Genomic DNA, 25,781 nt, shown 5'->3' on the forward strand with positions numbered 1-25,781 from the left:
GTGGCACCCGAATGTTGACGCAGTGTCCCGGCGCAATGCCGCGTCTTCGGTGGTGTGCGATTGGCGCCTAAAACTGGTATTTGCGCAAGCCGCCGTCCACCGGAATCACTGCGCCGGTGATGTAGCTGGCACGCGGCGAGGCCAAAAATGCCACCAGGTTGGCCAGGTCCTCGGGCTCGCCGTAGCGGCCCATCGGAATCTCGTTCTCGCACTGCCACTGGCGGTACTCGGGCGTGTAGTTGCGAAAAATCTGTTCGGAGTGAATGCGCCCCGGTGGCACGCAGTTCACGGTGATGCCATGTGGACCCACCATGCGCGACAGGCCCTTGGCCCAGCTGTGCAAACCCGCCTTGGCGCAGAAAGCGCCGTTGGTGTGCTCGGGCTCGCTTTTTCCAGTGATGTTGATGATGCGGCCCCACTTGCGCGCAATCATCTGGTCGACCAGCGCGTCGGCGACCTGGCGCGGGCGGTGGAAGTTCAGGGTGATGGCCTCTTGCCAGCGCTCTTCGTCCACATGCAACTCTTTGAAGCTGCGCGAGCCGCCGGCGTTGTTGACCAGAATGTCCACATGCCCCAGGCCCGCGAGGGCGGCGCCCGCGAGTTTGGCCGCCGCATCGTCGGGGTACAGGTCGGACTCGATCACCACGGGGCGCTTGCCGCCCGCAGCTACGATCTCGCTCGCCACTTCCTCCAGCAAGGCGACGCGGCGCGCTGAGATGGCCAGCTGCACCCCTTCTGCGGCCAACGCCAGGGCAATGCCTTTGCCAATGCCGGTGGACGCGCCGGTCACCAGTGCGGTTTTGTCTGCAAGTCCCAGGTCCATCGTGTCTCCTTGTTGTGCGGTGGTTGGGGCGCACTGTAGGCAATGGCACGCGCCGCGTGCAGGGGTCTGGCGCTATGGGGGTATCACGAACCGTGATGGGACAAGCCCGCGCCCACCCAACGGCCTTGCGCCACCAGGCTGCGCACGCAGTCGCCCAGCACGACTCGGGCGGCCAGCGCGGCCGGGGAAAGCTCGTCGTCCGACAGGCTGCACAGCACGTTTTGGCGTTTGACATTGGGGCGGGTGATGCGCGCCATGGTGAAGCGGCTGGCCGCATCGGCAAAGCGACCCACGGCGGCCCACGGCTGCAAGGTGCAGCCCAGCCCAGAGTCCACCGCCTCCATCAGCATCGGCAAGGAGTCGATCTCTAACACCACCTGCGGGACCACCTTGGCCTGAGCGAAAGCGGCGTCCAGCGTGCTGCGCAAACCGTGGGGTCCGGTGGGCAATATCAGCGGTCGCGCGCCCAGACTGGTCAGCGGCATCGTCTTGGCGTGTCGCTCGGGTGCATGTTGGCGTGATGCGATCAAGTACAGGTCTTCTTCTAGCAGGTTCAAGACGCTCCAGCGGCGCGCGGCCTTGGCGTTGTGGCCGGTTTTGAGGGGCGTATCAAACAGCACTGCCAGGTCCAACTGGCGGGCGTTGAGCATGTCGGCCAGGTGGCCCGAGAGGCTCTCCACCATGTGCAGTCGTACATCGGGGTAACGCTCGCGCATGGCACGCACCAAGGGCAGGCCGAGCACCGAGGCCGTGGTGGGCGCCAGCCCCACGCTGACGGAGCCGGTCAACCGCGCGTGCTGCGCCGAGCGCACCGCTTGCTCGGCGTGGCGCAGGGTGAGCTGCGCTTCGCGAAAGAAGGCGATGCCAGCCTCAGTCGGGCTCACGCCCTGCGCGCTGCGCTGCAGCAGCCGGGTGGATAGCTCGCCCTCCAGCCGGGTGATCTGCTGGCTCAGCGCCGACTGCACCAGGTTGAGGTCCAGCGCGGCACGGCTGATGCTGCGCATCTCCACCACGCGCACGAAGTACCTGAGTTGGCGAAGTTCCATGGCGGGGATAATCGCACACCAATCTACCGTTTATGGCCAAGCAACGCATTGTCGTCGGACTCAGTGGCGGGGTCGACTCCGCAGTCACCGCGCACCTGTTGAAACAACAGGGGCACGAGGTGGTCGGCATCTTCATGAAGAACTGGGAAGACGACGACGACAGCGAATACTGTTCCTCGAACATCGACTTTGTGGACGCCGCCGCTGTGGCCGATGTGCTAGGCATCGAGATCGAGCACGTCAACTTTGCTGCCGACTACAAGGACCGGGTGTTTGCCGAGTTCTTGCGCGAGTACCAAGCTGGGCGCACACCCAACCCCGACATCCTGTGCAACGCGGAAATCAAGTTCAAGGCTTTCCTGGACCACGCCATGCGGCTGGGCGCCGAGAAGATCGCCACCGGCCACTACGCCCGTGTGCGCCACAACCCAGCAACCGGCCGCCACGAGTTGCTCAAGGGGCTGGACGCATCGAAAGACCAGAGCTATTTCTTGCACCGTCTGAACCAGGCCCAACTCGCCAACACCCTTTTCCCAGTAGGCGAGCTGCACAAGACCGAGGTGCGCCGCATTGCCGACGCCATCGCCCTGCCCAACGCCAAAAAGAAAGATTCCACCGGCATATGTTTCATCGGCGAACGCCCGTTCAGAGAATTTCTGAACCGCTACATCGCCAAAGAGCCCGGCCCCATCAAAGACTCCAAAGGCCGCACGGTGGGCCAGCATGTGGGGCTGTCGTTCTACACCCTGGGCCAGCGCCAGGGCTTGGGCATTGGCGGGCTCAAAGCCAAGGGCGCGCAGCGCGGCGGCGGCGACCACGCGCCTTGGTTTGTGGCCCGCAAAGACATGGACAGCAACACGCTGTGGGTGGTGCAAGGCCACGACCATCCATGGCTTTTGTCAGACTCCCTCAGCGCGCAAGAGGCCAGCTGGATCGCCGGCACACCGCCCACTGCGGCCCCGCTGGCCGCCAAGACCCGCTACCGGCAAAGCGACGCGCCTTGCCAACTGCAGCCCACTGCCGCCAAAACCTTCGCGCTGGCGTTTGCCGCACCCCAATGGGCGGTCACGCCCGGCCAATCGGCCGTGGTCTACGACGGCGAGGTGTGCCTGGGCGGTGGCCTGATTACACTGCCCCAACCGCACCCCCAAGCCACCGCACTTTTACCCACCCCATGACGCACCACCACCCACGGAAACCCCTGCCATGGCACTGACCTTTCCCTTCTCCGCCATCGTGAGCCAAGACGAAATGAAGCTGGCAATTTTGGTCTGTGCGGTGGACCCCAGCGTGGGCGGCGTACTGGTGTTTGGCGACCGGGGCACCGGCAAATCGACTGCAGTGCGCGCCTTGGCTGCGCTGTTGCCCAAGATGCGCGCGGTCGTGGGGTGCCGCTACGGCTGCGACCCCACCGCCAGCAACACCCAGTGCCCCGACTGCGACGCGCTGCGCGCGCAGGGCAAGACCGTGCTTCCCAGCCACTTGGTGTCGGTGCCGGTGGTCGACTTGCCCTTGGGCGCCACCGAAGACCGTGTGGTGGGCGCTCTCGACCTGGAGCGCGCACTGTCGCAGGGCACCAAGGCCTTCGAGCCGGGGTTACTGGCGCGCGCCAACCGCGGGTTTTTGTACATCGACGAAGTCAATCTGCTGGAAGACCACTTGGTCGATTTGCTCATCGATGTGGCCGCCTCTGGCGAAAACGTGGTCGAGCGCGAAGGCCTCAGCGTACGCCACCCTGCCCGCTTTGTGCTCATCGGCAGTGGCAACCCGGAAGAAGGCGAGCTGCGCCCGCAGTTGCTGGACCGGTTTGGCCTGTCGGTCGAAGTCAGAACACCGCAGACCCTGGCCGAACGGGTCGAGGTGGTCAAGCGCCGCGATGCCTTCGAGCGCGACCCCGAGGGCTTTTCTGCGCTGTGGAAAAAGGAAGACGAGCGCACCCGGCGCAGCATCGTCGCCGGGCGCAAACGCCTGAAGTCGGTGGCCATCCCCGACAGCGTCCGCGAAGCGGCAGCCAAACTCTGTATGGCCTTGGGCACCGACGGCTTGCGCGGCGACCTCACCCTCATCCGTGCCGCGCGCGCCTTTGCGGCCCTGCACGGTGATGCCCAAGTCGGCGACAAGCATCTGCGCAAAGTGGCCGCGCCGGCGCTGCGCCACCGCCTGCGGCGTAACCCGCTGGACGACTCCGGCTCATCGACGCGGGTGGACCGCGCGGTGGCCGAACTTTTGGCGGCCTGAGGGCGCAGCCCGCCAGAACGCAGCGCCCCATGCACTCCGCCATGCACCCCATGCTCCAGGGTGACGCCGCCACCATCGCAGCCCTGTTGGCGGTGGACCCGGTGGGCCTGGGTGGCGTGGCATTGCGCGGCCCGGCCGGTCCGCAGCGCGATGCCTGGCTGTCGCTGCTGCGCACGCTTCTTCCTGCTGGAACAGCGCTGCGCCGGGTGCCGCTGCACGCCACGGACACGGCGCTGCTGGGAGGCCTGGACCTGGGCGCGACCCTGCAAGCGGGACGACCGGTGGCCCGCGCAGGCCTATTGGCGCAAGCCCATGGCGGCGTGGTGCTACTGGCCATGGCCGAGCGCATGGGCGCAGACGCCGCTGCCCGTTTCTGCGCGGTGCTCGACAACCAAGAAATTCGCTTGGAGCGCGATGGCCTGACCCAGCGCACACCCGCCCACTTGGGCGTGGTCGCCCTCGATGAGGGCGTGTCCGATGAGGAGCAACTTCCTGCCGCGTTGTTGGAGCGCCTGGCTTTTCGGTTGGTGCTCACTGGCGCGGATGCAAGCGGTGGCACCAACGCCGACGCTGACCCCAACCCACCCAGCATCGATTGGACGCCCGAAGAGCTTGCCCAAGCCCGCACCCTGCTGGCCCAGGTGGATGCCGATGCTGCAGCGGTGCAGGCACTGTGCGCGGCGGCCTGGGCGCTGGGCGTGGACTCGCTGCGCGCCCCGCTGTTTGCCCTGCGTGTCGCGCGCGCTGCCGCCGCCTTGGCCGGCTGTACCCAGGTGGAGGAGGAGCACATCGCCCTGGCGGCCCGCCTGGTGATCGCACCCCGCGCCACCCGCCTGCCCAGCTCTGACGACACAGTGGCCAACGACGCCAGCGCGGCAGACAACCCCGCGCCTGCGGACCCAGCGATCGCAAATCCGCAAGAGGCCAATCCGGCCCCAGCCGAGTCGGGCGAATCGCAGCCTCAGCTAGCGGAAGTCGAGCCACCGACACAAGTCAGCGCCAGCCCGGCCGAGCCCGGCACCCAAGACAACCACCCGCCCGTGGATCCGCCCAACTCCACACAGCAGCGCCCACTCGAGGAGCGCGTACTGGACGCAGCCCAGGCGGCCATCCCCGCCGGTTTGTTGGCGGCGCTCAAGATCGCACAAGTAGCCCGCGCCAAAGCGCCTTCGGCAGGGCGTGCGGGCGCGGTGCAGAAAAGCCAGCTCCGGGGCCGCCCCATAGGCGCGCGGCGCAGCGAGCCCCGCGCCGGGCAGCGCCTGAACCTGATCGAAACCCTGCGCGCCGCGGCGCCCTGGCAGACCCTGCGACGACGCGATTGGTTGCAGCGACAGACGCAGCGCCTTGCAGCGCCCCGCATTCAGGTCCGCAAGGAAGACTTTCATGTCACGCGCTTTCGCCAGTTCAGCCAGACCACCACCGTCTTCGTGGTGGACGCATCCGGTTCGGCCGCACTGCACCGGCTGGCCGAGGCCAAGGGCGCTGTCGAGCTGCTACTGGCCGATTGCTATGTGCGCCGCGACAGCGTGGCGGTACTGGCGTTTCGGGGCACCCGCGCCGAGTTGCTGCTGCCGGTCACCCGTTCGCTGGCACGCGCCAAGCGCAGCCTCGCTGGCCTGCCCGGCGGGGGTGGTACTCCGCTGGCCAGCGGCATCGACGCGGCACGCACCTTGGGCGAACAAATCCGCCGCAAAGGGAACACGCCCATCCTGGTGTTCTTGACCGACGGGCGCGGCAACATCGCCCGCAATGGTGCGCCTGGCAGGGCGCAGGCGGCGCTCGACGCCAGCGACGCAGCGCGCGCCGTGCGCTTGGCCGGGCTGACCGCGTTGGTGCTCGACACCTCGGCCCAGCCCCACATGGTGGCCCAAGCGTTGGCCGCCGACATGGGTGCGCGCTACCTTGCCTTGCCGTACGCCGCCGCGCAAGGCCTGTCACAGGCGGTGCGCAGCGCAACCAGCCTGGCCGCGCCAAGCCGATGAGCGCGCGGCTGCAGTGGGACAGCGACGGCGTCGACTGGCCGCACCGCGCCGCCAGCCGGTTCGTCGAAGGCGGCGGGTTGCGCTGGCATCTGCAGGTGTTTGCCCATGCGTCGGATGCAGCGCCCAAGCTGCTGCTCTTGCACGGCACGGGCGCCTCCACCCACAGTTGGCGTGATCTGGTGCCGCTACTTGCACCCCACTGCAGCGTGCTGGCGCTGGACCTGCCCGGCCACGGCTTTTCCGCCATGCCGCCGGGCGGACCTTCCTCACCCGTGTTTTCCTTGCCCGGCATGGCACGCAGCCTGGCCGACCTATTGCAGGTGCTGCCCTTTGCGCCAGACTGGATCGTGGGGCATTCAGCTGGGGCCGCGCTGGCGGTGCGCGGCTGTCTGGACGGCCTGCTGGCGCCGCAAGGCGTGGTGTCGGTCAATGGCGCGCTGGTACCACTGGACGGCTGGGCCGGGCAGGTTTTTTCGCCGCTGGCCAAGGTGCTGGCGCTGGCACCCTACGTGCCCGAGGTGTTTGCCTGGCGCGCGGCCAAGCCCTCGGTGCTGCAGCGCTTGCTGGACGGCACCGGCTCCCGACTCAGCCCGCGAGGCCGCGCCCTGTACCGGCGGCTCACCGCCAACCCGGGCCATGTAGCAGGCGCCTTGGGCATGGTGGCCAATTGGGATTTGCACACGCTGTGGGCCGACCTGCCCCGGCTGACGGTGCCGCTGCACCTGCTGGTGGGCACCAACGACCTCATCGTCCCACCCCGTAGCACCGAGCGGATTTTGCAGGTGAACGCCTTGCGGTCCATCACGCAGATGCACCGCCTGCAGGGGCTTGGGCACCTGGCCCATGAGGAGCAGCCTGAGCAGGTGGCCGAACTCGTGCTGCATCTGGCACGTCAGCCTTAGGCTGCGCCACTCGGCGAAAGCCGACCACCACCCACGGAGCAGCATCCGCTGCGCGACCCCACAGCGCAAAATGCGCTGACTACCCCCTTCAACCGATCGGTCTGACCACCCCAGGCGGAAACCACCGTTGACACCCGCATCCCATGTGTCTATATTGATTGACATTACAAAGTGGTAACTTAGGTTGTCATTTCCCAATACCTGCAGTCCACACCTCGGAGGTCCCATGAAAGCCATTACCCGTATCGAGCAGTCGCTGGCCTTGGCGCTTGCCTCCGGCGAGGCGCCCGGCTGTCCACCCAAACTGGCCGGTGCAATTCGCCACGCGGTCTTTCCTGGCGGCGCACGCATCCGCCCGCAGCTCTGTTTGGCGGTGGCCCAGGCCTGCGGGCAGGACGACCCGGCGCTGTCCGAGGCGGCAGCGGTGGCCATCGAGCTGCTGCATTGCGCCTCCCTGGTGCACGACGATCTGCCCTGTTTCGACGACGCACAAACCCGGCGTGGCCGCGCCTCGGTGCACTGGGCCTACGGCGAAAGCCTCGCGGTGCTGGCCGGCGACGCGCTGATCGTGCTGGCCTTCCAGACGCTGGCCAAGGCGGCAGGCCAATCGCCCGCGCGATTGCCTGCCTTGCTCAACATCGTCGCCAGCGGTGTGGGCATGCCTTTTGGCATCGTGGCCGGGCAAGCCTGGGAGTCGGAGTCGAGGGTGTCGCTGGTGGACTACCAGCGCGCCAAAACGGGCGCACTGTTTGTTGCCTCCACCTGCGCCGGTGCCTTGAGCGCCGGTGCGGACCCCGACGCCTGGCGCGACCTGGGCGAGTGCCTGGGTGAGGCCTACCAGGTCGCCGATGACATTCGCGATGTGATGGGGCAGGCCGACCTGCTGGGCAAACCGGTCGGGCAAGACGCGCAGCACGCCCGCCCCAATGCGATTGCCAACCTCGGGCTGGGCGGTGCGATCGCCCACTTCGAGTCGCTGATCCAAGCGGCGGTCGACGCTGTGCCCGAAGGTGCCAGCGCGCAGGAGATGCGCGCCTTGGTGCGCCAAGAATCCGAGCGCTTGGTGCCGCGCGCCGCCTGCAACGCGTACCGCAACGCTGGTGCGCAAGCGCCAGCCGCAGCAGGCTAAGGCCATGAAAACGCTGGACCTCGCGCCGCCCCCTGCGGCGCAGCAGCGCAGCTCGCCTCTGCGTGACCGCATCCTTGCCCGGATTGACCGCTGGATGACCAGCGAAGCGATGTACCGTTGGAGCACGAGCAACCCGCTCACCCGCTGGATCACCCGCCGGCGTGCCCGCCAGGTGTTTGACCTGATGGCCGGATTTGTGTACTCGCAAGTGCTGCTGGCCTGCGTTCGGTTGCGGGTGCTGGAAACCGTGGCCCAACAGCCCCGCACGCTGGAAGAACTGGCGCAGCTTTGCAACACACCGGCGAGTGGCCTGCAACGCCTGCTGCAATCGGCGCTGGCTCTGCGCCTGCTGGAAATGCGCGGCGGCGCCCGCTACGGCCTAGGCGCCCTGGGCGCGCCAGTGGCTGGGCACGCGGGCATCCGCGCCATGATCGAGCACCACGCGGTGCTTTACCAGGACATGCAGGACCCGCTGGCCTTGCTGCGCGACGAGTTACCCGAGGGGCAAATGGCGCAGTACTGGCCCTATGCGCTGGATGCGGAACGCGACACCGCCAAGCACCAGTGGCAGTCCGAAAAGATTGCGCGCTACTCCGACCTGATGTCGGCATCGCAGCCCTTTGTGGTCGATGAAATTCTGGCCACCTATGCATTTGGCAACCACCGCTGCGTACTGGATGTGGGCGGCGGGCAAGGCACCTTTTTGTCACGCCTGGCCCGGCACGCCCCCCATCTGCAACTCCAGTTGTTCGACCTGCCGCAGGTAGCGGCACTCGCACAGGGCAACTTCGCACGCCAAGGCCTGGAGACACGCAGCGCAGTCACTAAGGGCAGCTTTTTGCGCGACCCCTTGCCCAGCGGCGCCGACCTGGCCACCTTGATCCGTGTGGCACACGACCACCCGGACGACGATGTCCGCCAGATTCTGCGCGGCATTTTCGCCGCCTTGCCCGCTGGCGGCACCTTGTTGCTGGCCGAGCCCATGGCCCAGGAACCGAACCAACCACCCCAGGGCGACGCCTACTTCCACTTCTACCTGCTGGCCATGGGTTCGGGGCGACTGCGCACGGCCAACGAGCTCATGGGCCTGATGGCACAAGCCGGCTTTTGCCGCATGGAGTTGCTCGCCAACCCCATGCCGCTACAGACGCAAATCCTGGTCGCACGCAAACCGTAAGGTTCGCAGTGCACTTATTTTACCTAACGTAAATATTTATTGACATAGCGCATTGTCAATGTAACCATACATACCATGTTTGCGCCCGCCGTCGTTTTCCAAAGCCCCAAATCCCTGCAGATTTTGGAGCTGGCCCTGCCCGATCTGGGCCCGGCCGACGTGGAAGTGCAAGTGGAGTTCACCGGCATCAGTACCGGCACCGAGCGACTCTTGTGGGACGGCACCATGCCCGCCTTTCCCGGCATGGGCTACCCGCTGGTGCCCGGATACGAAACCGTGGGGCGGGTGGTGCGCGCTGGCGCGCAAGCCAGCCTGACAGAAGGCACCCGGGTGTTTGTGCCCGGCTCCCAGTGCTTTAAGGATGCGCGCAACCTCTTTGGCGGCTCGGCAGCGCGCTTGGTGGTTCCCTCTGCACGCGCATTGCCGATCGCCGACCACCTGGCCGAGCGCGGAGCGCTGTTTGCGTTGGCGGCCACCGCCCACCATGTGGCTTCGGGCGTTTTGGCGCAGCAACCTGACTTGATCGTGGGCCACGGCGTGCTGGGTCGCTTGATCGCCCGCCTGGCCGTCGTTGCCGGGGCCGCGCCCACTGTCTGGGAGACCAACCCCAGCCGCCGCGATGGCGCCGTCGGCTACACGGTGGTGGACCCCAGCACCGACACCCGGCGCGACTACCGCTGCATTTGCGATGTCAGCGGCGACGCCGCCTTGCTCGACAGCTTGATCGCCAGGCTCGCCCCCGGCGGCGAGGTGGTGCTGGCCGGGTTTTACGACGCGCCGCTGTCCTTTGGTTTTCCCGCCGCGTTCATGCGCGAGGCCCGCATCCGCGTGGCAGCCCAGTGGGCGCCACAGGACTTGGCTGCCGTCATCGCGCTGGCCACCAGCGGCCAACTGTCGCTCGACGGTTTGATCACCCACCACGAAACCGCAGGCCGCGCCGACGCCGCCTACCACACTGCATTTGGCGACGCCGCCTGTTTGAAGATGGTTCTTGATTGGAGAGACGCACCATGAGTTCGAGTTCTATCCCCTCGGTGGCACCCATGAACTTCATGCGCGAAATTTTGCGTACTGAAGCCGCGCAAGAGCCCGCACCCGTAGCGACCGGCGCGGTGACCAAAGAAACCCAAATCATTGCCATCTACGGCAAGGGCGGCATTGGCAAAAGCTTCACGCTGGCCAACCTGAGTTACATGATGGCGCAGCAGGGCAAGAAAGTGCTGCTCATCGGCTGCGACCCCAAGAGCGATACCACCAGCCTGCTCTTTGGTGGACGCGCCTGTCCCACCATCATCGAGACCTCGTCCAAGAAAAAGCTGGCAGGCGAAGCGGTGTCCATTGGTGATGTGTGCTTCAAGCGCGACGGCGTCTACGCGATGGAACTCGGTGGGCCCGAGGTGGGCCGGGGCTGCGGCGGCCGCGGAATCATTCACGGCTTTGAGTTGCTAGAAAAGTTGGGGTTCCACGAATGGGGCTTTGATTACGTGCTGCTCGACTTTTTGGGCGACGTAGTTTGCGGCGGCTTCGGTTTGCCGATCGCCCGCGACATGTGCCAAAAGGTGATCGTGGTGGCCAGCAACGACTTGCAGTCCTTGTATGTCGCCAACAACGTGTGCTCCGCCGTGGAGTACTTCCGCAAACTCGGCGGCAACGTGGGCGTGGCCGGCATGGTGATTAACCGCGACGACGGCACCGGTGAGGCCGCCAACTTTGCCCAGCAGGTGGGTATTCCGGTGCTCTCCACCATTCCTGCCAACGAAGACATCCGCCGCAAGAGCGCCAGCTACGAAATCATTGGCCGCCCCGACTCGGTGTGGGGCCCCATGTTTGCAGAGTTGGCCGACAACGTAGGTACCTCGCTGCCGGTGCGCCCCAAGCCCATGACGCAAGACGCACTGCTGGGCCTGTTCTCCGCTGCCTCCGTAGGCCGCGATGTGGTGCTCGAGCCTGCCACCCAGTTCGATATGTGTGGCAAGACCGAAAACACCAAGCCCACGCTCGAAGTGGTCTACGACGAAGTCTGAGCGCAAGCCCCCAGTCCATCGCCGCACACCATGACCAAGACCATTCCCATTGTTGCGGCACCCGCCAGCCCAGCGGCCCAGCCCGGCACCGCGATCGAGGGCGACGGAATGGGCTGCCACGCCGGGGGTGAAAAGATGCTGGCTGCCGCCAAAGCCTCTGGTAAGTCCGAGGTGCTGGCGCAGTACGCCAAAGACTACCCTGCCAAGCCCGACGCGGGTCCGCACGACCAGCCCCAAAGCATGTGCCCGGCCTTCGGCTCCCTGCGTGTGGGCCTGCGCATGCGGCGCACCGCCACCATCCTGTCGGGCTCGGCTTGCTGCGTGTATGGGCTGACCTTTACCTCGCACTTTTATGGCGCGCGGCGCAGCGTTGGGTATGTGCCGTTCAACTCCGAGTCGCTGGTGACTGGCAAGCTGTTTGAAGACATCCGCGAGGCGGTCTACCAGCAAGCCGACCCTGCCTTGCTCGACGCCATCGTCATCATCAACCTGTGCGTACCCACCGCCAGCGGCGTGCCACTGCAGTTGCTGCCCAAAGACATCAACGGCGTGCGCATCATCGGTATTGACGTGCCCGGCTTTGGTGTGCCCACCCACGCCGAGGCCAAAGACGTTCTGGCCGGTGCCATGCTGAAGTACGCCCGCGAAGAGATCATGGCCGGGCCGGTGCAAGCACCCCGCACCGGCCGCGCCGACAAGCCCACCATTGCCATGCTGGGCGAGATGTTCCCCGCCGACCCCGTCATCATCGGTCGCATGCTCGAACCCATGGGTTTGGCTGCAGGCCCGGTGGTGCCCACCCGTGAATGGCGCGAGCTCTATGCCGCGCTGGACTGCGCAGCGGTGGCTGCCATTCACCCGTTCTACACCGCCAGCGTGCGCGAATTTGAAGCCGCGGGCCGCACCGTGGTCGGCTCCGCACCCGTGGGCCACGACGGCACGGAAGCCTGGTTGCAGGCGATTGGCAACGCTGCCAACGTGCCCCAGGCCAAGATCGATGTGGTTAAAAACATGATGCTGCCTGCCATCCGGGCCGGTCTGTCCAAAATGCCCATCCGGGGCCGCATCACGCTGAGTGGCTACGAAGGCTCGGAGCTGCTGGTGGCACGTCTGCTGGTCGAAAGTGGTTCCGATCTGCGCTATGTGGGCAGCGCCTGCCCCCGCACCGCCTGGAGCGACCCCGACCGCGAATGGCTGGAAGCGCGCGGTGTGCAGGTGCAGTTCCGCGCCTCGCTGGAAGACGACCTGTCGGCGGTGCGCGAGTACCAACCCGACTTGGCCATTGGCACCACGCCCGTTGTGCAAGCCGCCAAAGAGTTGAGCATTCCGGCGCTGTACTTCACCAACCTGATTTCTGCGCGCCCACTCATGGGCCCGGCAGGTGCAGGTTCCTTGGCCACGGTCATCAACGCCGCCATCGGCAACAAGGCGCGCTTTGATGCCATGAAAGATTTTTTCGGCGACACCGGTTCGGGCCACAGTGCCGGCGTCTGGGAAGGTGCCAACGGCGTACCGCTAGACCGCCCAGAGTTCAAAGCCGAAACCAAACGCCAGCTCGAAAAGCTTCTGAAAAAGCGCAAAGCGGAGGCGATGGTCTGATCATGTTGGTACTCGACCACGATCGCGCTGGAGGTTATTGGGGAGCGGTGTATGTGTTCACCGCCATCAAGGGCCTGCAAGTTGTGATCGACGGCCCCGTGGGTTGCGAGAACTTGCCTGTCACGTCGGTGCTGCATTACACCGACGCCCTGCCCCCGCACGAGCTGCCCATCGTGGTGACCGGCTTGGCCGAAGAACAACTGGGCCGCGAGGGTACCGAAGGCGCCATGCGCCGCGCCCACGCCGCGCTCGACCCTGATTTGCCCGCCGTGGTGGTGACCGGCTCGATTGCCGAGATGATCGGTGGCGGTGTCACGCCCGAGGGCACCAATCTGCAGCGCTTTTTGCCACGCACGATCGACGAAGACCAGTGGCAGTGCGCCAACCGCGCCATGTACTGGCTGTGGCAACAGTACGGCCTGCGCCATGTGCCGGCACGCACACCGTTGGCGGAGCGCAAGCCGGGCGAGAAGCCCCGCGTCAACATCATCGGCCCCAGCTACGGCACCTTCAACTCTCCCAGCGACCTTGCTGAGATTCGCCGCTTGGTGCAAGGCATCGGCGCCGAAGTCAACATGGTGTTCCCGTTGGGCAGCCACCTGGCCGATGTCTCGCGCTTGGTCGAGGCAGACGTCAACATCTGCATGTACCGCGAGTTTGGCCGCCTGCTGTGCGAGGCACTGGAGCGGCCCTACCTGCAAGCGCCCATCGGCCTGCACAGCACCACCAAGTTCCTGCGCTCGCTGGGCGAGCTGTTGGGACTGGACCCGGAGCCCTTTATCGAGCGCGAAAAGCACACCACCATCAAGCCCATCTGGGACCTGTGGCGCTCGGTCACCCAAGACTTTTTCGGCACCGCCAACTTCGGCGTGGTGGCCAACGAAACCTACACCCGCGGCATCCGCCACTTTCTCGAAGATGAAATGGGCCTGCCCTGCAACTTCGCAGTGGCCCGCACAGCCGGAAACAAAACGGACAACGCCGAAGTCCGCCGCTTGGTGGCCGAGAAGACACCGTTGGTGCTGTACGGCAGCTACAACGAACGCATCTACCTGGCAGAGATCGGTGGCGGTGGAATGATGAAAACCACCTTCATTCCGGCGAGCTTTCCGCTGCCCATCATCCGCCGCCACACCGGCACGCCGTTCATGGGTTATGCCGGTGCGACTTACATCATTCAAGAGTTTTGCAACGCCCTGTTTGATGCGCTGTTTCACATCCTGCCGCTGGGCACCGAGCTCGACAAGATCGAAGCCACGCCGGGCCGCGCCGCCAGCACCGAAACCTTGGCCTGGGAGCCGGGCGCCCACGCATTGATGGAAGAACTGCTGGAAGCGCAGCCGGTGCTGGTGCGCATCTCCGCGGCCAAGCAGATGCGCGACCGCGCAGAAAGAGACGCAAGAGAGACAGGGCGTGCCGGTGTAGAGGCCAAACGCTTTGCAGAGTTGTTCGGACATTCAAACGCTGGAGCGACCGCATGAACTGCGCGTTGCAGTGGATGAGTGACTGCACAAATGTCCGGGCAACCGGGCATGAGGACGCTGGTGTGCACGTCACGCTGGCGATGAGGGCCGTGCTTGCAAAGGCAGGGCGTAACGCCGAAAGGCATTTTGAGTGAGGTGCTAACGATGACTGAATCAGCGAATCCTTCAGGGCTGACAGACGAAGAAGCGCAAGAGTTCCACAAGTACTACATCCAGGGTTACCTGCTGTGGGCAGCTGGCGCATTTTTTGCGCACAGCTTGGTGTGGATTTGGCGTCCCTGGTTCTAACAAGAACCACGCTTAGAGGTGTATATGAACCAACAACACGTCAATGATCCGTCCTTTGTCTCCGACAGCCACCTCAATGGCTACCGGGTGATATTTGTGGTGATCTTTTGCATCTTCATGACGCTTGCCGTGGTGGGGCAATTGCTGGCGCTGAACTGGCGCAAGTGGCTGCCTGGCGCAGAGGGCACGAAGACCACTTTGGTCAGCGTGAAATCTGCTGTGTACACCGTGATCTCTCAATTGAGTTAACGAAAGGAAATTCCTATGTGGCGCATTTGGCGTGTGGTCGATCCACGCAAGGCAATCGTTCTGACCGGACTGTTGATTGCCTTCATCTCTGCAACGATCCATCTGGTTTTTATCAGCAGCGATCGTTACAACATCAACACCTGGCATCCCGATACGGTCAAGGCCGCAGCGGCTGCACAGAATGCGGCTCTGCCGCAAAAGTAACGACTTCGGTCGTTCATTCCGGCAGACGTACCCGCTCTCGGGCGGTGCGTCTGTCTCCTGATTTTTTTGACTCTCACCGCGCTGGGACCAACTTGACCGCATAGGGGTCGGAGGATGCAAAATGTCCATGCTGAGCTTTGAACGTAAGTACCGCGTGCGCGGTGGAACCCTGATCGGGGGCGACCTGTTTGATTTTTGGGTCGGTCCGTTCTACGTTGGATTCTTCGGGATCACAACCCTCTTTTTCACATTGACCGGTACGGCAATGATTCTGTGGGGCGCGGCCATGGGGCCGACCTGGAACCTCTGGCAAATCAACATCGCACCGCCTGACCTGTCGTATGGGCTGCGCTTTGCGCCCATGCTAGAGGGTGGCATCTGGCAAATCATCACGGTGTGCGCCATCGGGGCCTTTGTCTCGTGGGCGCTGCGTGAGGTCGAGATCTGCCGCAAGCTGGGCATGGGCTTGCATGTGCCCGTGGCCTTCAGCATGGCCATCTTGGCGTATGTGTCGCTGCAGGTGATTCGCCCGGTGCTCATGGGCGCCTGGGGCCACGCCTTCCCCTACGGCATTTACAGCCACCTCGACTGGGTCAGCAACACCGCCTACCAGTACCTGCACTTTCACTACAACCCCTGGCACATGATTGCGGTCACGCTGTTCTTTGCCACCGTGTTGGCGCTCTCCATGCACGGTGCATTGGTGCTCTCGGCCACCAACCCCAAAGCGGGGCAGGCCGTCAAAACCCCCGAGCACGAAGACACTTTTTTCCGCGACCTGATCGGCTACTCGGTTGGCACCCTGGGCATCCACCGCCTGGGCCTGTTCCTGGCACTGGCCGGGGTGTGGTTCGGCATTGTTTGCATCGTGGTCAGCGGTCCGTTTTGGACCGGTGCCTGGCCCGAGTGGTGGGGCTGGTGGTTGAACATGCCCATCTGGCGTAGCTAAAGGCGACAAGGAGACACACAATGGCGCAATACCAAAACCTCTTTACCGCAGTGCAGCCAGTGGGCCCGCTGCACGACGGCGTACCCCTGCCCAAGGGCGACTGGAAACGCTCCGGCACACCCTTCCTGGTGCACCTGCTCGGACGCATCGGCAACGCACAGATCGGACCGGTGTACCTCGGCTCGCTGGGCGTGGCGTCGCTGCTGTTTGGCACCTTTGCCTTCAACATCATCGGCTTCAACATGTTGGCCTCGGTCGATTGGAATCCCATCCAGCTCATCCGCCAGCTCTTCTGGCTGGCCCTCGAACCCCCGGCACCGGGCTACGGTTTGAGTATTCCACCGCTGGCGCAAGGCGGCTGGTGGTTGATCACCGGCTTCATGCTGACCGTCTCCATGCTGCTGTGGTGGGCACGCACCTACCGCCGCGCACGCCAGCTTGGGCTGGGCACCCATGTGGCCTGGGCGTTTGCTGCGGCCATCTGGTTGTACCTGGTGTGCGGATTCTTCCGCCCCATCATGATGGGAAGCTGGTCGGAGGCGGTGCCCTTTGGCATCTTCCCGCACCTGGACTGGGTGTCGGCCATATCGCTGCGCTACGGCAACCTGTTCTACAACCCCTTCCATGCGCTGTCGATTGTTTTCCTGTACGGCTCGGTGCTGTTGTTTGCGATGCACGGTGCAACGATTCTGGCGGTCAGTCGCTTTGGCGGTGAGCGCGAGATCGAACAAATCGTCGACCGCGGTACCGCCTCCGAGCGCGCCGCCTTGTTCTGGCGCTGGACCATGGGCTTTAACGCCACGATGGAGTCGATTCACCGTTGGGCCTGGTGGTTTGCAGTGCTGTGCCCGCTGGTGGGTGGTATCGGCATTTTGCTGACCGGCACCGTGGTGGACAACTGGTACCTCTGGTCGGTCAAACACCATGTGGTGCCCGAGTACCCGCTGACCATGCCGCTGATCGCCGACCCCGCTTTGATGGGAGCCAAGTAATGAACCCCTCTATCCGAACCCTTGCGATCGCTGCCGGCGCCCTGCTGGTGGCACTGCTCTCCGGCTGCGAGCGCCCCCCCATCGAGACGGTGCAAACCGGCTATCGCGGAACCGGCATGGAGCAAATCTACAACCCACGCACCCTGGCAAAAGAGGCCAAGCTCAACACCGCACCACCGGCGTTGGAGGCGGCCAGCCCGGACGGCCCCAAAGCCAAAGATGTGTACCAGAATGTGCAGCTCCTAGGCGACCTCAGCGTCGCTGAGTTCAGCCGCCACATGGCGTCCATCACCCAGTGGGTGGCGCCAGACGCAGGTTGTGCCTACTGCCACAACGGCGAGAACTTTGCCGATGACAGCAAGTACACCAAAGTGGTGGCGCGGCGCATGATCCAGATGACGCAACGCATCAACGCCGACTGGAAATCCCACGTGGGCGACACCGGCGTGACCTGCCACACCTGCCACCGTGGAAACAACGTTCCGACGCAAGTATGGTTCGCGCCCAAGGACCGTAAGTACGCTGGTGGTGTGCTGGGCGACCTGGCCGGTCAGAACCAACCGGCCTTGTCGGTGGGCCTGAGTTCCCTGCCCTTTGACCCTTACACGCCTTACCTGAAAAACGCATCTGAGATTCGCCTTAACAGCGACGAAGCGCTGGTGGTGCGCGGCGCCACTGCCAACCGGACCTCGACCAAACAGGCCGAGCATACCTATGGCTTGATGATGCATATGTCGGAGTCGCTGGGTGTGAACTGCACCTATTGCCACAACACCCGCAACTTCGCGTCTTGGTCCGAATCACGTCCCCAACGCGTAACCGCCTGGCACGGCATCCGCATGGCACGCGACATCAACAACGACTACCTGACGCCGCTGACCAAGACCTTCCCCGCCAACCGCCTGGGGCCCACCGGGGACGTAGCCAAAGTGAATTGCACCACCTGCCACCAAGGCGCATTCAAGCCTCTGTACGGCGCGCAAATGGCCAAGGACCACCCGGAGCTGCTGACACTGGCCAAGCAGTAAGTCACAAAAGCCTCTGCCCCATGGCAGAGGCTTTTTGTCTCCCCTGTTCACCCCCACCTGGAGACATGACATCCCATTCGCCATGCAGGAGGCACTGTCCGACGAAGTAGCCGTGCTGCTGCTGGCGGACATCGTTCCATCGTCCAAACTGTGGGGCTGGTCGCGCATCGTGATCGGCCCTAGGCTACTGCGTGGTGTACCGTGTTTGCGTTTCGCCAAGTTGCTGGGCAGCGGCTACGAGGGTGGGTTCGGTCTGCGCCCCAGCGGCAGTCGCCAAGGCCTGTTCGCGGTGTTTAGCAACCTGCGCGCGGCCGAGGAATTCGTAGCGCACTCCGAACTGGCGGCCACCTACCGCCAGCGCTGCAACGAAATGTGCATCGCCATGTTGCGCACCTGGTCCTGTCGCGGTGCCTGGGACGGCACCGCACTGTCGCTGTCGGCTACAGCTCCGGTCGATGGGCCGGTGGCCGCACTCACCCGCGCCTCCATCGCCTTGCGCAAAGCCCCTTCCTTTTGGAGTTACGCGCCGGCCGCACAAACTGCATTAGAGGCCGCTCCCGGCGTGCAACTGGCGGTCGGTTTGGGCGAAGCGCCATTTCTGCGCCAGGCCACCTTCAGCGTGTGGGACAGCGTGGCAGCCATGGACGCCTATGCGCGTGGCGGCGCGCACCGCAAGGCGATTGAAGCGGCTGCGCGGCAGCAGTTCTTCTCGGAGTCCATGTTCGCGCGCTTTGTGCCACTGCGCATCACCGGCACTTGGAAGGGCCGCCACTATGGCTGAGGCGCCACCGCACTCCCTGCGTGGCGCCAGCGTGCGACAAGGGCATGGCCCCAGCACCCGCCATCGAGTGGTGGTGGTGGGCGCCGGCATTGGCGGCCTGGTCAGCGCCCTCGTCTTGGCCCACCGCGGGCTGGACGTCACGGTGGTGGAAGCCGCCGATGTGCCAGGCGGAAAAATGCGCCAGATCATGGTGGACGGTGCAGGCATCGACTCCGGTCCCACGGTGTTCACCATGCGCTGGGTGTTCGACCAGATGCTCAACCCCATGGGCACCTCGCTGGACGAACTGCTGGTGCTCGAACCGATCCATGTGCTGGCGCGGCACGCCTGGCGTGGTACGCCAGGGCACCTTGATATCTTTGCCGACGCACAGCGCTCCGCCGATGCGATTGCCGCTTTCAGCGGGCCACAGGAGGCGCGCCGCTTTCTCGGGTTTTGCCAGCAAACCCGGGCGCTCTACCAAACCCTGGAGGGCCCCTACATCCGTTCGCAACGGCCCTCGCTGTGGAGCATGGTGCAGGACCTGGGTCCTCGCGGGCTGGGCGTGCTGGCCGGTCTGGGGCCGTTTGCCTCGCTGTGGGGCGCCTTGGCCCGGCATTTCCACGACCCCCGCCTGCAGCAGCTTTTTGGCCGCTACGCCACCTACTGCGGCGCGTCGCCCTGGTCGGCACCAGCAACCTTGATGCTGGTGGCACAAGTCGAGCAAGACGGTGTGTGGTCGGTGCAAGGTGGCATGCACGCAGTGGCCTTGGCGCTGGCGAAGTTCGCCGCCAGCCAAGGCGTGCAGTTTCGGTACGGAACCGCCTGCCAAGAAATTGTGGTCCAGGACGGGCAGGCGCGTGGCGTGCTCTTGGCCAACGGCGAGCGGCTGGAGGCACCGTCCGTGGTGTTCAATGGCGACTGCAATGCGCTTGCCACGGGACTGTTGGGTTCGCACGCGCAAGTCGCCACCGATCCGGTGCCGCGTTCCAAACGCTCGCTCTCGGCCTTGACCTGGTCGATGCGTGCCCGCGCCAGCGGCTTTCCCCTGGTGCGCCACAACGTGTTCTTTGATGGCGACTACGCCAGCGAGTTTGACGACATCTTCCAACGCCGCCGATTGCCCCAGCGCGGTACCGTGTATGTTTGTGCCCAAGACCGCAACGATGACGCCACCGACCCCGGCGGGCCTGAGCGGCTGCTCTGCCTGGTGAATGCGCCGGCGGATGGCGACACCCACCCTTTTGATGCATCGGAGACCCAACCATGCCACAACCGAAGCCTGGCGCTGCTGCAGCAGTGTGGCTTGACGCTGCAGGCCCAGCCGCACCAGGTGGCGCTGACCACACCGCGCCAGTTTCACCAGCTGTTCCCGGCAACGGGGGGAGCGCTCTACGGCCAGGCCACCCACGGCTGGATGGCAGCCTTCCAGCGGCCGGGCTCACGCAGCAAGTTGCCAGGGCTGTACCTGACGGGGGGCAGCGTGCACCCCGGTCCGGGCGTGCCGATGGCAGCGATGTCGGGACGGTTGGCGGCAGAAACGCTGATGGCGAACCTCGATTCGACCAGCCCGTCACGCCGGGTGGTTATCTCTGGTGGTATGTCGACGCATTGAGCGACGACGGCCAAAACGGCCTGTCCATCATCGCGTTTGTGGGCAGCGTGTTTTCGCCTTACTACGCGCTGGCGCGCGCGCGACAAGGCGGCGTGGCTGACCCCGAAAACTTTTGCGCCATCAACGTAGCGCTGTACGGCCAAGCCGGGCGGCGTTGGACCATGACCGAGCGCGGCCGCGCCCAAATGCAACGCAGTGCCGCGCGCTTTGTGGTGGGCCCCAGCCAAGTGCGCTGGACCGGGCAGTCGCTGGTCATCGACATCGACGAGGTCAACGTGCCGATCCCGATGCGGGTACGCGGCCGCGTGACGGTCACGCCCCAAGGCCTGAGCCGATTTGTGACTGGGCTGGACGCCGACGCAAAGCACCGCTGGGGGCCCATTGGGCCGTGCTCGCGGGTGCAAGTGGAAATGCAGCAACCCAACGCCCATTGGAGCGGCCACGCCTACCTGGATTCGAATGAAGGCGACGAGCCGGTGGAGCGCGCATTCGCCGACTGGGATTGGTCGCGCGCCGTCATGCGTAACGGCGACACCACCGTGGTGTACGACGTGCGCCCGCTGCACGGGCCCGAACGGGTGGTGGCGCAGCGCTTTGCGCCCAGTGGCATCGCCACCGCATTCGAGGCCCCGGCGCGCCAGCAACTGCCGCGCTCCAAATGGCTGGTGCCGCGCGCCCAACGCTGCGACCCCAGCAGCGCGCCCCAGTTGGTGCAAACGCTGGAAGACACCCCGTTTTATGTGCGTTCGGTACTGCAGTCGGATCTGCTGGGCGAGCGCATTACCTCGGTACATGAAACGCTGGATGTGCACCGCGTGGCCTCGCTGCCGGTGCGCCTGATGCTGCCCTGGCGCATGCCGCGCCGGGCGTAAGCGCCAAGCGGACGAAGGGCTCAACGGTCAGGGCCCGCTGAACCAAGCGCTGCGGAAACACTGTATGGGGCGCAGCACTCAGGCCGCTTTGGTCACCATCAGGTAGACGATGGGCAGCGGCACGATGGTGGCCACCGCGCCCGAGATTTGCCAGACCTTGGAGAGCCGCAGGTAGTCGGCGGTGATGTGGTCAAAGCGGTTGAGCAAGGCGCGCTGCTTGAGCTGGATAGGCACCAGCACCAGCGCCCAGATCAGGCCCGAGAAGCCAAACAGCATGTACGACCAGGTGAGCCAGCCGTGCGCCGTGTCACCACCGAAGCGCTGGGCCATCAAATGCCCAGTCACCACCACGCCGATGGCGCCAGTGGCGGTGAACAGGCAGTCGGTGATCAGCACCATGCGGTTGCTGAACTTGATGATGTCGTGCCGCCCGGTGCGCTCGGCCATGGCCGCCCACACGCCGCTGACGATGACATTGCCCAGGAACAGGCAGGCACACAACAGATGGATGATTTTCAGGTGGGCGCTCATCGCAGTGGCCTCGTGTCCGGTGCGGCGCGTTCGCTAGACTGGTGGCCACCCTGCTGCGTGACGTGGTTTTCGGTGCGGTCGTGGGTGCCGTCTGCAGCGCTTTCTTGCGCTTGGGTTGCGGCTGCGGCTTCGCGCTCACGCTGCTTTTTGGTCTGCTCCTTTGCGATGCGCAAGTCGCGCAACTGCCACCAGACAAACAGACCGAGCGCCACCAACAGCGCCAAGGCTTCGAGCAGCTTCATGGGATTTGGCGTGGCACGCGTTGCTGCTTTTCCAGGCGGCCAAACAAGTCCACCATCCACTCGACACGCTCATCGAAACTGCGCTGCGGCACCCGCCACGACCCATGCGCTCCTGCGACGCCGTGGGCGTCGGCCACCGCATCCACCAAGAACGCAATCGCTGGCAGCGGCGCCAAACTGCGCGGCAAAGAGTGTGGCGGGTTGACGACCACCGCCGTAGCCCGCGCAATCAGTACCAGCTTGCGCCGCTTGGACACCACAGTGCGTTGGTTGACGGAATTCAGACCATCGCGGATCAGCTGTTTGCCGATTTCGGCGTATACCAAACGGGCGGCCTGGATGGCCGGCCGGCAGTCCCAGGGCAGGGACGAGATGCCCGCTTCACCACGCTGGTAGAGCACATCGGCCCGCTCCAGCAAGCGCCGAGTGAAACAGGCAACGCGTTCGTCAAACTGGGGGGCCGCCAACCAGCGATCGGCGTCCAGGCCGAGGTCACGAAACCAAGCGCGCGGAATGTACAAGCGGCCGTTTTTTGCGTCTTCACCAATGTCGCGCGCGATATTGGTGAGCTGCATGGCCACGCCCAACTCGCAGGCGCGCGCCAGCGCAGTGGCGTCTTGGGTGCCCATGATGAGCGCCATCATGGCGCCCACGGTGCCCGCCACGCGCGCACCATAACACTCCAAGTCCTCCAAGGTGTCGTAACGGCGGCCCTGTGCGTCCCACACAAAGCCATCGAGCAGGGCATCGAGCAAGGCGCGCGGGATGCCGTAGCGGTGCACCACCTGGGCCAGGGCGCGGTCTGCGTCCACGCTGCCCGGGCGACCTGTGTAGATTGCGTCCAGCCGCTGCTGCAGGTCGCGCATGGCGGCATGGGGGTCGGCGCCCAAGTCAATCGCGTCATCGGCCAAGCGGCAAAAGGCGTACAGCGCGGTGGCGGGTGCGCGCAGGCGCACCGGCAGCAGCCGCGAGGCGGCAAAGAAGCTTTTGGAGCCGCCGCGCATCAACTCACGGCACGCCGCCAAGTCGTAGTGCAGATCGGGTGGTGGGGCAGCATCCGGTTGCGCCAATGGCACCAAAGGTTCGGGCTGGGGTGCCAGCGACGCTGCAGGCTGAACTCGCAGCGGCCCTGCAGGCCGGGGTAGCTCAGGCGAAGGTTGCGACATGCGGCACCACCATCTCGAGTGTTTTTGCAGACATCAACACACCGGGCACGCCAGCACCGGGGTGGGTGCCTGCACCCACCATGTACAGGCGATCCACATCTTCGCTTCGGTTGTGCGGGCGAAACCACGCGCTTTGCAAGAGCAAGGGCTCCATGCCGAAGGCCGCGCCTTTGTAGGACAGCAGACGGTCCTGAAAATCGAGCGGCGTGGTCACGCGCGAGGTCACGATGTGCTGCTGCAAGGCAGGCAACACGGTGCGTTCCAACGCCTCGGCAATGGCCGACCGGTAGGACTCGGCCTTCACCGTCCAATCGGTGCCGCTGTCCAGGTGCGAGACGGGGCTGAGCACATAGAACGCATCGCAGCCTGCGGGCGCCATTGACGCATCGGTGGCGGTGGGCCGGTGCAAGTACAGACTGAAATCTTCGGGGACGATGTGGCGCTTGAAGATGTCGCGCAGCAGGCCCTGGTAGCGCGGGCCCAGCACCATCATGTGGTGCGGCACATCGTGGTACTGCTTGTTGGTGCCGAAGTACCAAACGAACAGGCTCATCGAATGGCGGCTGCCCTCAATGCGCTTGTTGGTCCAGCGCTTGCGGTACTGCGGCTCAACCAAGTTTTTATAGGTCCACAGCGTGTCGGCGTTGGACACCACGATGTCGGATGCCAGCTGCTCGCCGCTTTGCAAGGTGACGCCGGTAGCCTCTCCGCGGCCGTTGGCCTGGGGCTGCACATTGATGCGCGCTACCTGGGCGTTGTAGCGGATGCTGCCGCCCAGGCTTTCCAGTAACTTGACCATCGCCGAAATAATGGCGCCGGTGCCGCCCATCGCCCAGTGCACGCCAAAGCGCCTTTCCAGCGTGTTGATGAGGCTGTAGATGCAGGTCACCGACATCGGGTTGCCGCCGATGAGCAGCGGATGAAAGCTCATCACGATGCGCAGCTTGGGGTTGCTGAAGTAGCCGCAGGCCATGCGATAAATGCTGCGCCAACCCTTCATCCGAACCATATTGGGTACCGCGCCGAGCAGGTCGCCTACGGTGTTGTAGGGGATGCTGCCCAGCTCCTCAAAGCCGAGCTTGTAGCACTTGTCGGCCTCAACCAAAAAACGCTCGTACTGCGGCAGGTCTTCTGGGCAAAAGCGCGCGACCTCGTCGCGCATGCGCTCGGCGTCACCGCTGTAGTCGAACCAGGTGCCGTCATCAAAGCGGATGCGGTAGTAGGGCTCCATCAGGCGCAGCTCCACATCATCGGCAAAGCGTTTGCCCGCTAGCGCCCACAACTCATCCAGCATGAAAGGCGCAGTGATGATGGTGGGACCGGCGTCAAAGGTGAAACCGTCCTGGCGCCATACATAAGCCCGCCCGCCAGGCGCGTCGAGCTTCTCTAACACCTGCACACGCCAGCCTTTGCACGCGAGCCGGATGGCGGCTGCCAAGCCGCCAAAGCCGCTGCCAATCACCGTCGCCAGCGGCGCGTTGGTCACCGCTGCGCCACCCAATGGGCCACCACCGCCGCCGCTGGTCATCCCGTCAACGGATTTGAAATAGTGTGTCATGGGCGTCCAGGTTGTCGCTACCCACAAGCGGGGGCTTGGCTGCGGAAAATGCCGCCGGGTTGCTGCGTTGTGTTGCGCTGTCTAGTGCGCTAGTCACTACCGGAGTCTGCGGCGCACGCTGGCGAATGGCCCAGCGCCACAGCGCGGTGGTGTCCAGCGGCAGCACCAACAACAGGTGCTCCACAACCGCCAGCGCCAACAAGGTGGCCAACAGGGTATAGCCCACTGCTTGCGCCACGCTGCCAGCCGATTGGGCCTGCAGGACCAACACCGCCAGGTAGGTGCTTGCAGCGCCCACGGCCGGGGGGAAAAACCAGTTCATCGCACGGCGGCGAAAGAAACTTTGCAAGTAGGTCAGGTGGGGTGGCAGAAATGCTTCGCTGAGGTTGCGCACACCCAAAAACAGATTGAGCTTGGCACTGGTTCGCATGACCCACAGCACCAAATACGTTCCGGTGCCCACCTGGTTGGGCGCATCCCAAGTGATGGCCACGATCGCCACACCGATGAGCAAGATGCCCAGCTCGTGCCACTGCACCGCACGGAACGACTCTACAAAACGCGGCCAACCGGTACTACCTTCTGGCAAGGCCGCGGTGCGCGGACCAGTGATCCAGCCGGTTAGAAAGCTCAGCTCGTTCCACCCCCACACGAGCAACGCACAAGTGAATGCGCAATACGCACCTGCCACACTGGTCTGTTCTGCGGTGTGGGCCAAGCCCACCAGCGCCGCCAGACCGAGCAAGGAGGAAAGCAACAGACTGGCCGCAACGGCGCTGCGCGACATGTGGTTCAGCAGCAAAACGATGCCGGTGCTAAACCACCAAATGAAGATGGCAAACAAGACAGCCAGCGCGGTGTGGGTCATGCGGGCGCAATCAGGTGGGGGCGTGCCTTAGTGCCAAGGGGTGGCGTGTGTGCGC

At 64.8% G+C, this 25,781-nt stretch carries 26 protein-coding genes; 19 read left to right on the forward strand and 7 right to left on the reverse strand.

Going from position 1 to position 25,781, the window contains the following annotated elements; all coding sequences use genetic code 11:
• Window positions 1-67 precede the first annotated feature (67 nt).
• Together ACILRC_RS03975 and ACILRC_RS03980 are read right to left on the reverse strand one after the other, a co-directional pair.
• The gene (locus tag ACILRC_RS03975; protein ID WP_395668051.1) at window positions 68-823 is read right to left on the reverse strand and encodes an SDR family oxidoreductase; all 756 of its coding nucleotides are present in this window, start codon (window positions 821-823) and stop codon (window positions 68-70) included.
• Window positions 824-906: 83 nt separating this feature from the next.
• Entirely contained in the window at window positions 907-1,869 is a 963-nt protein-coding gene (locus ACILRC_RS03980) for a LysR substrate-binding domain-containing protein (protein ID WP_395668052.1), read from the reverse strand.
• Window positions 1,870-1,901: 32 nt separating this feature from the next.
• Here ACILRC_RS03980 and mnmA point away from each other — a divergent pair, with 32 nt between their 5' ends.
• From mnmA to ACILRC_RS04075, 19 genes are all read left to right on the forward strand, one after another.
• The gene (gene mnmA / locus ACILRC_RS03985) at window positions 1,902-3,047 is read left to right on the forward strand and encodes a tRNA 2-thiouridine(34) synthase MnmA (protein WP_395668053.1); all 1,146 of its coding nucleotides are present in this window, start codon (window positions 1,902-1,904) and stop codon (window positions 3,045-3,047) included.
• 28 nt (window positions 3,048-3,075) lie between these two features.
• Window positions 3,076-4,107, forward strand: a complete 1,032-nt coding sequence (gene bchI / locus ACILRC_RS03990; RefSeq protein WP_395668054.1) for a magnesium chelatase ATPase subunit I — start codon at window positions 3,076-3,078, stop codon at window positions 4,105-4,107.
• Between the two features lie 41 nt (window positions 4,108-4,148).
• Window positions 4,149-6,089 carry a magnesium chelatase subunit D gene (locus ACILRC_RS03995; RefSeq protein ID WP_395668055.1) on the forward strand — a complete coding sequence of 647 codons (1,941 nt, stop codon included), beginning with the start codon at window positions 4,149-4,151 and terminating at the stop codon, window positions 6,087-6,089.
• Window positions 6,086-6,991, forward strand: a complete 906-nt coding sequence (gene bchO, locus ACILRC_RS04000; protein ID WP_395668056.1) for an alpha/beta fold hydrolase BchO — start codon at window positions 6,086-6,088, stop codon at window positions 6,989-6,991. Before ACILRC_RS03995 ends, bchO begins: the two co-directional genes overlap by 4 nt.
• Before the next feature lie 226 nt (window positions 6,992-7,217).
• Complete coding sequence (locus ACILRC_RS04005; RefSeq protein ID WP_395668057.1) at window positions 7,218-8,120, forward strand: polyprenyl synthetase family protein; 903 nt, start codon at window positions 7,218-7,220, stop codon at window positions 8,118-8,120.
• A gap of 4 nt (window positions 8,121-8,124) precedes the next feature.
• Complete coding sequence (locus ACILRC_RS04010) at window positions 8,125-9,297, forward strand: methyltransferase (protein WP_395668058.1); 1,173 nt, start codon at window positions 8,125-8,127, stop codon at window positions 9,295-9,297.
• 75 nt (window positions 9,298-9,372) lie between these two features.
• Window positions 9,373-10,311 (forward strand): chlorophyll synthesis pathway protein BchC, encoded by a 939-nt coding sequence (gene bchC / locus ACILRC_RS04015; protein WP_395668059.1) that lies wholly within the window; start codon window positions 9,373-9,375, stop codon window positions 10,309-10,311.
• A complete protein-coding gene (locus tag ACILRC_RS04020; protein ID WP_395668060.1) occupies window positions 10,308-11,321 on the forward strand; it encodes a chlorophyllide a reductase iron protein subunit X in 1,014 nt (337 codons plus the stop codon). The genes bchC and ACILRC_RS04020 overlap by 4 nt, the downstream gene beginning before the upstream one ends.
• A 30-nt stretch (window positions 11,322-11,351) precedes the next feature.
• The gene (gene bchY / locus ACILRC_RS04025; RefSeq protein WP_395668061.1) at window positions 11,352-12,920 is read left to right on the forward strand and encodes a chlorophyllide a reductase subunit Y; all 1,569 of its coding nucleotides are present in this window, start codon (window positions 11,352-11,354) and stop codon (window positions 12,918-12,920) included.
• Between the two features lie 2 nt (window positions 12,921-12,922).
• Window positions 12,923-14,401, forward strand: coding sequence for a chlorophyllide a reductase subunit Z (gene bchZ, locus ACILRC_RS04030; RefSeq protein ID WP_395668062.1), 1,479 nt, complete (start codon window positions 12,923-12,925; stop codon window positions 14,399-14,401).
• 147 nt (window positions 14,402-14,548) lie between these two features.
• A complete protein-coding gene (pufB, locus tag ACILRC_RS04035; protein ID WP_395668063.1) occupies window positions 14,549-14,692 on the forward strand; it encodes a light-harvesting antenna LH1, beta subunit in 144 nt (47 codons plus the stop codon).
• A 24-nt stretch (window positions 14,693-14,716) separates the two neighbouring features.
• Complete coding sequence (locus ACILRC_RS04040) at window positions 14,717-14,941, forward strand: hypothetical protein (protein WP_395668064.1); 225 nt, start codon at window positions 14,717-14,719, stop codon at window positions 14,939-14,941.
• A gap of 15 nt (window positions 14,942-14,956) precedes the next feature.
• Entirely contained in the window at window positions 14,957-15,145 is a 189-nt protein-coding gene (gene pufA, locus ACILRC_RS04045) for a light-harvesting antenna LH1, alpha subunit (RefSeq protein ID WP_395668065.1), read from the forward strand.
• Window positions 15,146-15,266: 121 nt separating this feature from the next.
• Window positions 15,267-16,094, forward strand: coding sequence for a photosynthetic reaction center subunit L (gene pufL, locus ACILRC_RS04050; protein WP_395668066.1), 828 nt, complete (start codon window positions 15,267-15,269; stop codon window positions 16,092-16,094).
• Between the two features lie 20 nt (window positions 16,095-16,114).
• On the forward strand, window positions 16,115-17,086 hold the full coding sequence (pufM, locus tag ACILRC_RS04055) for a photosynthetic reaction center subunit M (protein ID WP_395668067.1): 972 nt from the start codon (window positions 16,115-16,117) through the stop codon (window positions 17,084-17,086).
• Entirely contained in the window at window positions 17,086-18,114 is a 1,029-nt protein-coding gene (pufC, locus tag ACILRC_RS04060; RefSeq protein WP_395668068.1) for a photosynthetic reaction center cytochrome PufC, read from the forward strand. The genes pufM and pufC overlap by 1 nt, the downstream gene beginning before the upstream one ends.
• 82 nt (window positions 18,115-18,196) lie before the next feature.
• Window positions 18,197-18,895 carry a spheroidene monooxygenase gene (locus ACILRC_RS04065; RefSeq protein ID WP_395668069.1) on the forward strand — a complete coding sequence of 233 codons (699 nt, stop codon included), beginning with the start codon at window positions 18,197-18,199 and terminating at the stop codon, window positions 18,893-18,895.
• On the forward strand, window positions 18,888-20,489 hold the full coding sequence (crtD, locus tag ACILRC_RS04070) for a 1-hydroxycarotenoid 3,4-desaturase CrtD (protein ID WP_395668070.1): 1,602 nt from the start codon (window positions 18,888-18,890) through the stop codon (window positions 20,487-20,489). Before ACILRC_RS04065 ends, crtD begins: the two co-directional genes overlap by 8 nt.
• Window positions 20,486-21,361, forward strand: a complete 876-nt coding sequence (locus tag ACILRC_RS04075; protein ID WP_395668071.1) for a carotenoid 1,2-hydratase — start codon at window positions 20,486-20,488, stop codon at window positions 21,359-21,361. Before crtD ends, ACILRC_RS04075 begins: the two co-directional genes overlap by 4 nt.
• A 78-nt stretch (window positions 21,362-21,439) precedes the next feature.
• Here the strand turns inward: ACILRC_RS04075 and ACILRC_RS04080 are convergent, their stop codons facing one another.
• From ACILRC_RS04080 to puhE, 5 genes are read right to left on the reverse strand one after another with little or no spacing between them, the layout of a single operon-like run.
• Entirely contained in the window at window positions 21,440-21,892 is a 453-nt protein-coding gene (locus ACILRC_RS04080; RefSeq protein WP_395668072.1) for a DUF2269 family protein, read from the reverse strand.
• Window positions 21,889-22,134 carry a hypothetical protein gene (locus ACILRC_RS04085; protein ID WP_395668073.1) on the reverse strand — a complete coding sequence of 82 codons (246 nt, stop codon included), beginning with the start codon at window positions 22,132-22,134 and terminating at the stop codon, window positions 21,889-21,891. The genes ACILRC_RS04080 and ACILRC_RS04085 overlap by 4 nt, the downstream gene beginning before the upstream one ends.
• The gene (locus ACILRC_RS04090) at window positions 22,131-23,300 is read right to left on the reverse strand and encodes a phytoene/squalene synthase family protein (protein WP_395668074.1); all 1,170 of its coding nucleotides are present in this window, start codon (window positions 23,298-23,300) and stop codon (window positions 22,131-22,133) included. The genes ACILRC_RS04085 and ACILRC_RS04090 overlap by 4 nt, the downstream gene beginning before the upstream one ends.
• Window positions 23,281-24,858: a phytoene desaturase gene (locus ACILRC_RS04095; protein ID WP_395668075.1), complete on the reverse strand. Its 1,578-nt coding sequence runs from the start codon at window positions 24,856-24,858 to the stop codon at window positions 23,281-23,283. The genes ACILRC_RS04090 and ACILRC_RS04095 overlap by 20 nt, the downstream gene beginning before the upstream one ends.
• Complete coding sequence (gene puhE, locus ACILRC_RS04100) at window positions 24,833-25,726, reverse strand: putative photosynthetic complex assembly protein PuhE (RefSeq protein WP_395668076.1); 894 nt, start codon at window positions 25,724-25,726, stop codon at window positions 24,833-24,835. Before puhE ends, ACILRC_RS04095 begins: the two co-directional genes overlap by 26 nt.
• Window positions 25,727-25,781 lie beyond the last annotated feature (55 nt).

The sequence above is a fragment of the Rhodoferax sp. genome (assembly GCF_044236835.1).
Classification (GTDB): domain Bacteria; phylum Pseudomonadota; class Gammaproteobacteria; order Burkholderiales; family Burkholderiaceae_C; genus Allorhodoferax.

What these genes read in the sequence shown, in the direction of transcription:
- pufA (WP_395668065.1), top strand. Translation starts at nt 14,957, where the DNA reads ATGTGGCGCATTTGGCGTGTGGTCGATCCACGCAAGGCAATCGTTCTG.
- mnmA (WP_395668053.1), top strand. Translation starts at nt 1,902, where the DNA reads ATGGCCAAGCAACGCATTGTCGTCGGACTCAGTGGCGGGGTCGACTCC.
- ACILRC_RS04085 (WP_395668073.1), bottom strand. Translation starts at nt 22,134, where the DNA reads ATGAAGCTGCTCGAAGCCTTGGCGCTGTTGGTGGCGCTCGGTCTGTTT.
- ACILRC_RS04005 (WP_395668057.1), top strand. Translation starts at nt 7,218, where the DNA reads ATGAAAGCCATTACCCGTATCGAGCAGTCGCTGGCCTTGGCGCTTGCC.
- pufB (WP_395668063.1), top strand. Translation starts at nt 14,549, where the DNA reads ATGACTGAATCAGCGAATCCTTCAGGGCTGACAGACGAAGAAGCGCAA.
- ACILRC_RS04040 (WP_395668064.1), top strand. Translation starts at nt 14,717, where the DNA reads ATGAACCAACAACACGTCAATGATCCGTCCTTTGTCTCCGACAGCCAC.
- pufC (WP_395668068.1), top strand. Translation starts at nt 17,086, where the DNA reads ATGAACCCCTCTATCCGAACCCTTGCGATCGCTGCCGGCGCCCTGCTG.
- bchZ (WP_395668062.1), top strand. Translation starts at nt 12,923, where the DNA reads ATGTTGGTACTCGACCACGATCGCGCTGGAGGTTATTGGGGAGCGGTG.
- ACILRC_RS04080 (WP_395668072.1), bottom strand. Translation starts at nt 21,892, where the DNA reads ATGAGCGCCCACCTGAAAATCATCCATCTGTTGTGTGCCTGCCTGTTC.
- puhE (WP_395668076.1), bottom strand. Translation starts at nt 25,726, where the DNA reads ATGACCCACACCGCGCTGGCTGTCTTGTTTGCCATCTTCATTTGGTGG.
- bchO (WP_395668056.1), top strand. Translation starts at nt 6,086, where the DNA reads ATGAGCGCGCGGCTGCAGTGGGACAGCGACGGCGTCGACTGGCCGCAC.
- ACILRC_RS03975 (WP_395668051.1), bottom strand. Translation starts at nt 823, where the DNA reads ATGGACCTGGGACTTGCAGACAAAACCGCACTGGTGACCGGCGCGTCC.
- bchI (WP_395668054.1), top strand. Translation starts at nt 3,076, where the DNA reads ATGGCACTGACCTTTCCCTTCTCCGCCATCGTGAGCCAAGACGAAATG.
- pufM (WP_395668067.1), top strand. Translation starts at nt 16,115, where the DNA reads ATGGCGCAATACCAAAACCTCTTTACCGCAGTGCAGCCAGTGGGCCCG.
- ACILRC_RS04010 (WP_395668058.1), top strand. Translation starts at nt 8,125, where the DNA reads ATGAAAACGCTGGACCTCGCGCCGCCCCCTGCGGCGCAGCAGCGCAGC.
- bchC (WP_395668059.1), top strand. Translation starts at nt 9,373, where the DNA reads ATGTTTGCGCCCGCCGTCGTTTTCCAAAGCCCCAAATCCCTGCAGATT.
- ACILRC_RS03980 (WP_395668052.1), bottom strand. Translation starts at nt 1,869, where the DNA reads ATGGAACTTCGCCAACTCAGGTACTTCGTGCGCGTGGTGGAGATGCGC.
- ACILRC_RS04095 (WP_395668075.1), bottom strand. Translation starts at nt 24,858, where the DNA reads ATGACACACTATTTCAAATCCGTTGACGGGATGACCAGCGGCGGCGGT.
- ACILRC_RS03995 (WP_395668055.1), top strand. Translation starts at nt 4,149, where the DNA reads ATGCACCCCATGCTCCAGGGTGACGCCGCCACCATCGCAGCCCTGTTG.
- ACILRC_RS04020 (WP_395668060.1), top strand. Translation starts at nt 10,308, where the DNA reads ATGAGTTCGAGTTCTATCCCCTCGGTGGCACCCATGAACTTCATGCGC.
- ACILRC_RS04065 (WP_395668069.1), top strand. Translation starts at nt 18,197, where the DNA reads ATGCAGGAGGCACTGTCCGACGAAGTAGCCGTGCTGCTGCTGGCGGAC.
- crtD (WP_395668070.1), top strand. Translation starts at nt 18,888, where the DNA reads ATGGCTGAGGCGCCACCGCACTCCCTGCGTGGCGCCAGCGTGCGACAA.
- pufL (WP_395668066.1), top strand. Translation starts at nt 15,267, where the DNA reads ATGTCCATGCTGAGCTTTGAACGTAAGTACCGCGTGCGCGGTGGAACC.
- ACILRC_RS04090 (WP_395668074.1), bottom strand. Translation starts at nt 23,300, where the DNA reads ATGTCGCAACCTTCGCCTGAGCTACCCCGGCCTGCAGGGCCGCTGCGA.
- bchY (WP_395668061.1), top strand. Translation starts at nt 11,352, where the DNA reads ATGACCAAGACCATTCCCATTGTTGCGGCACCCGCCAGCCCAGCGGCC.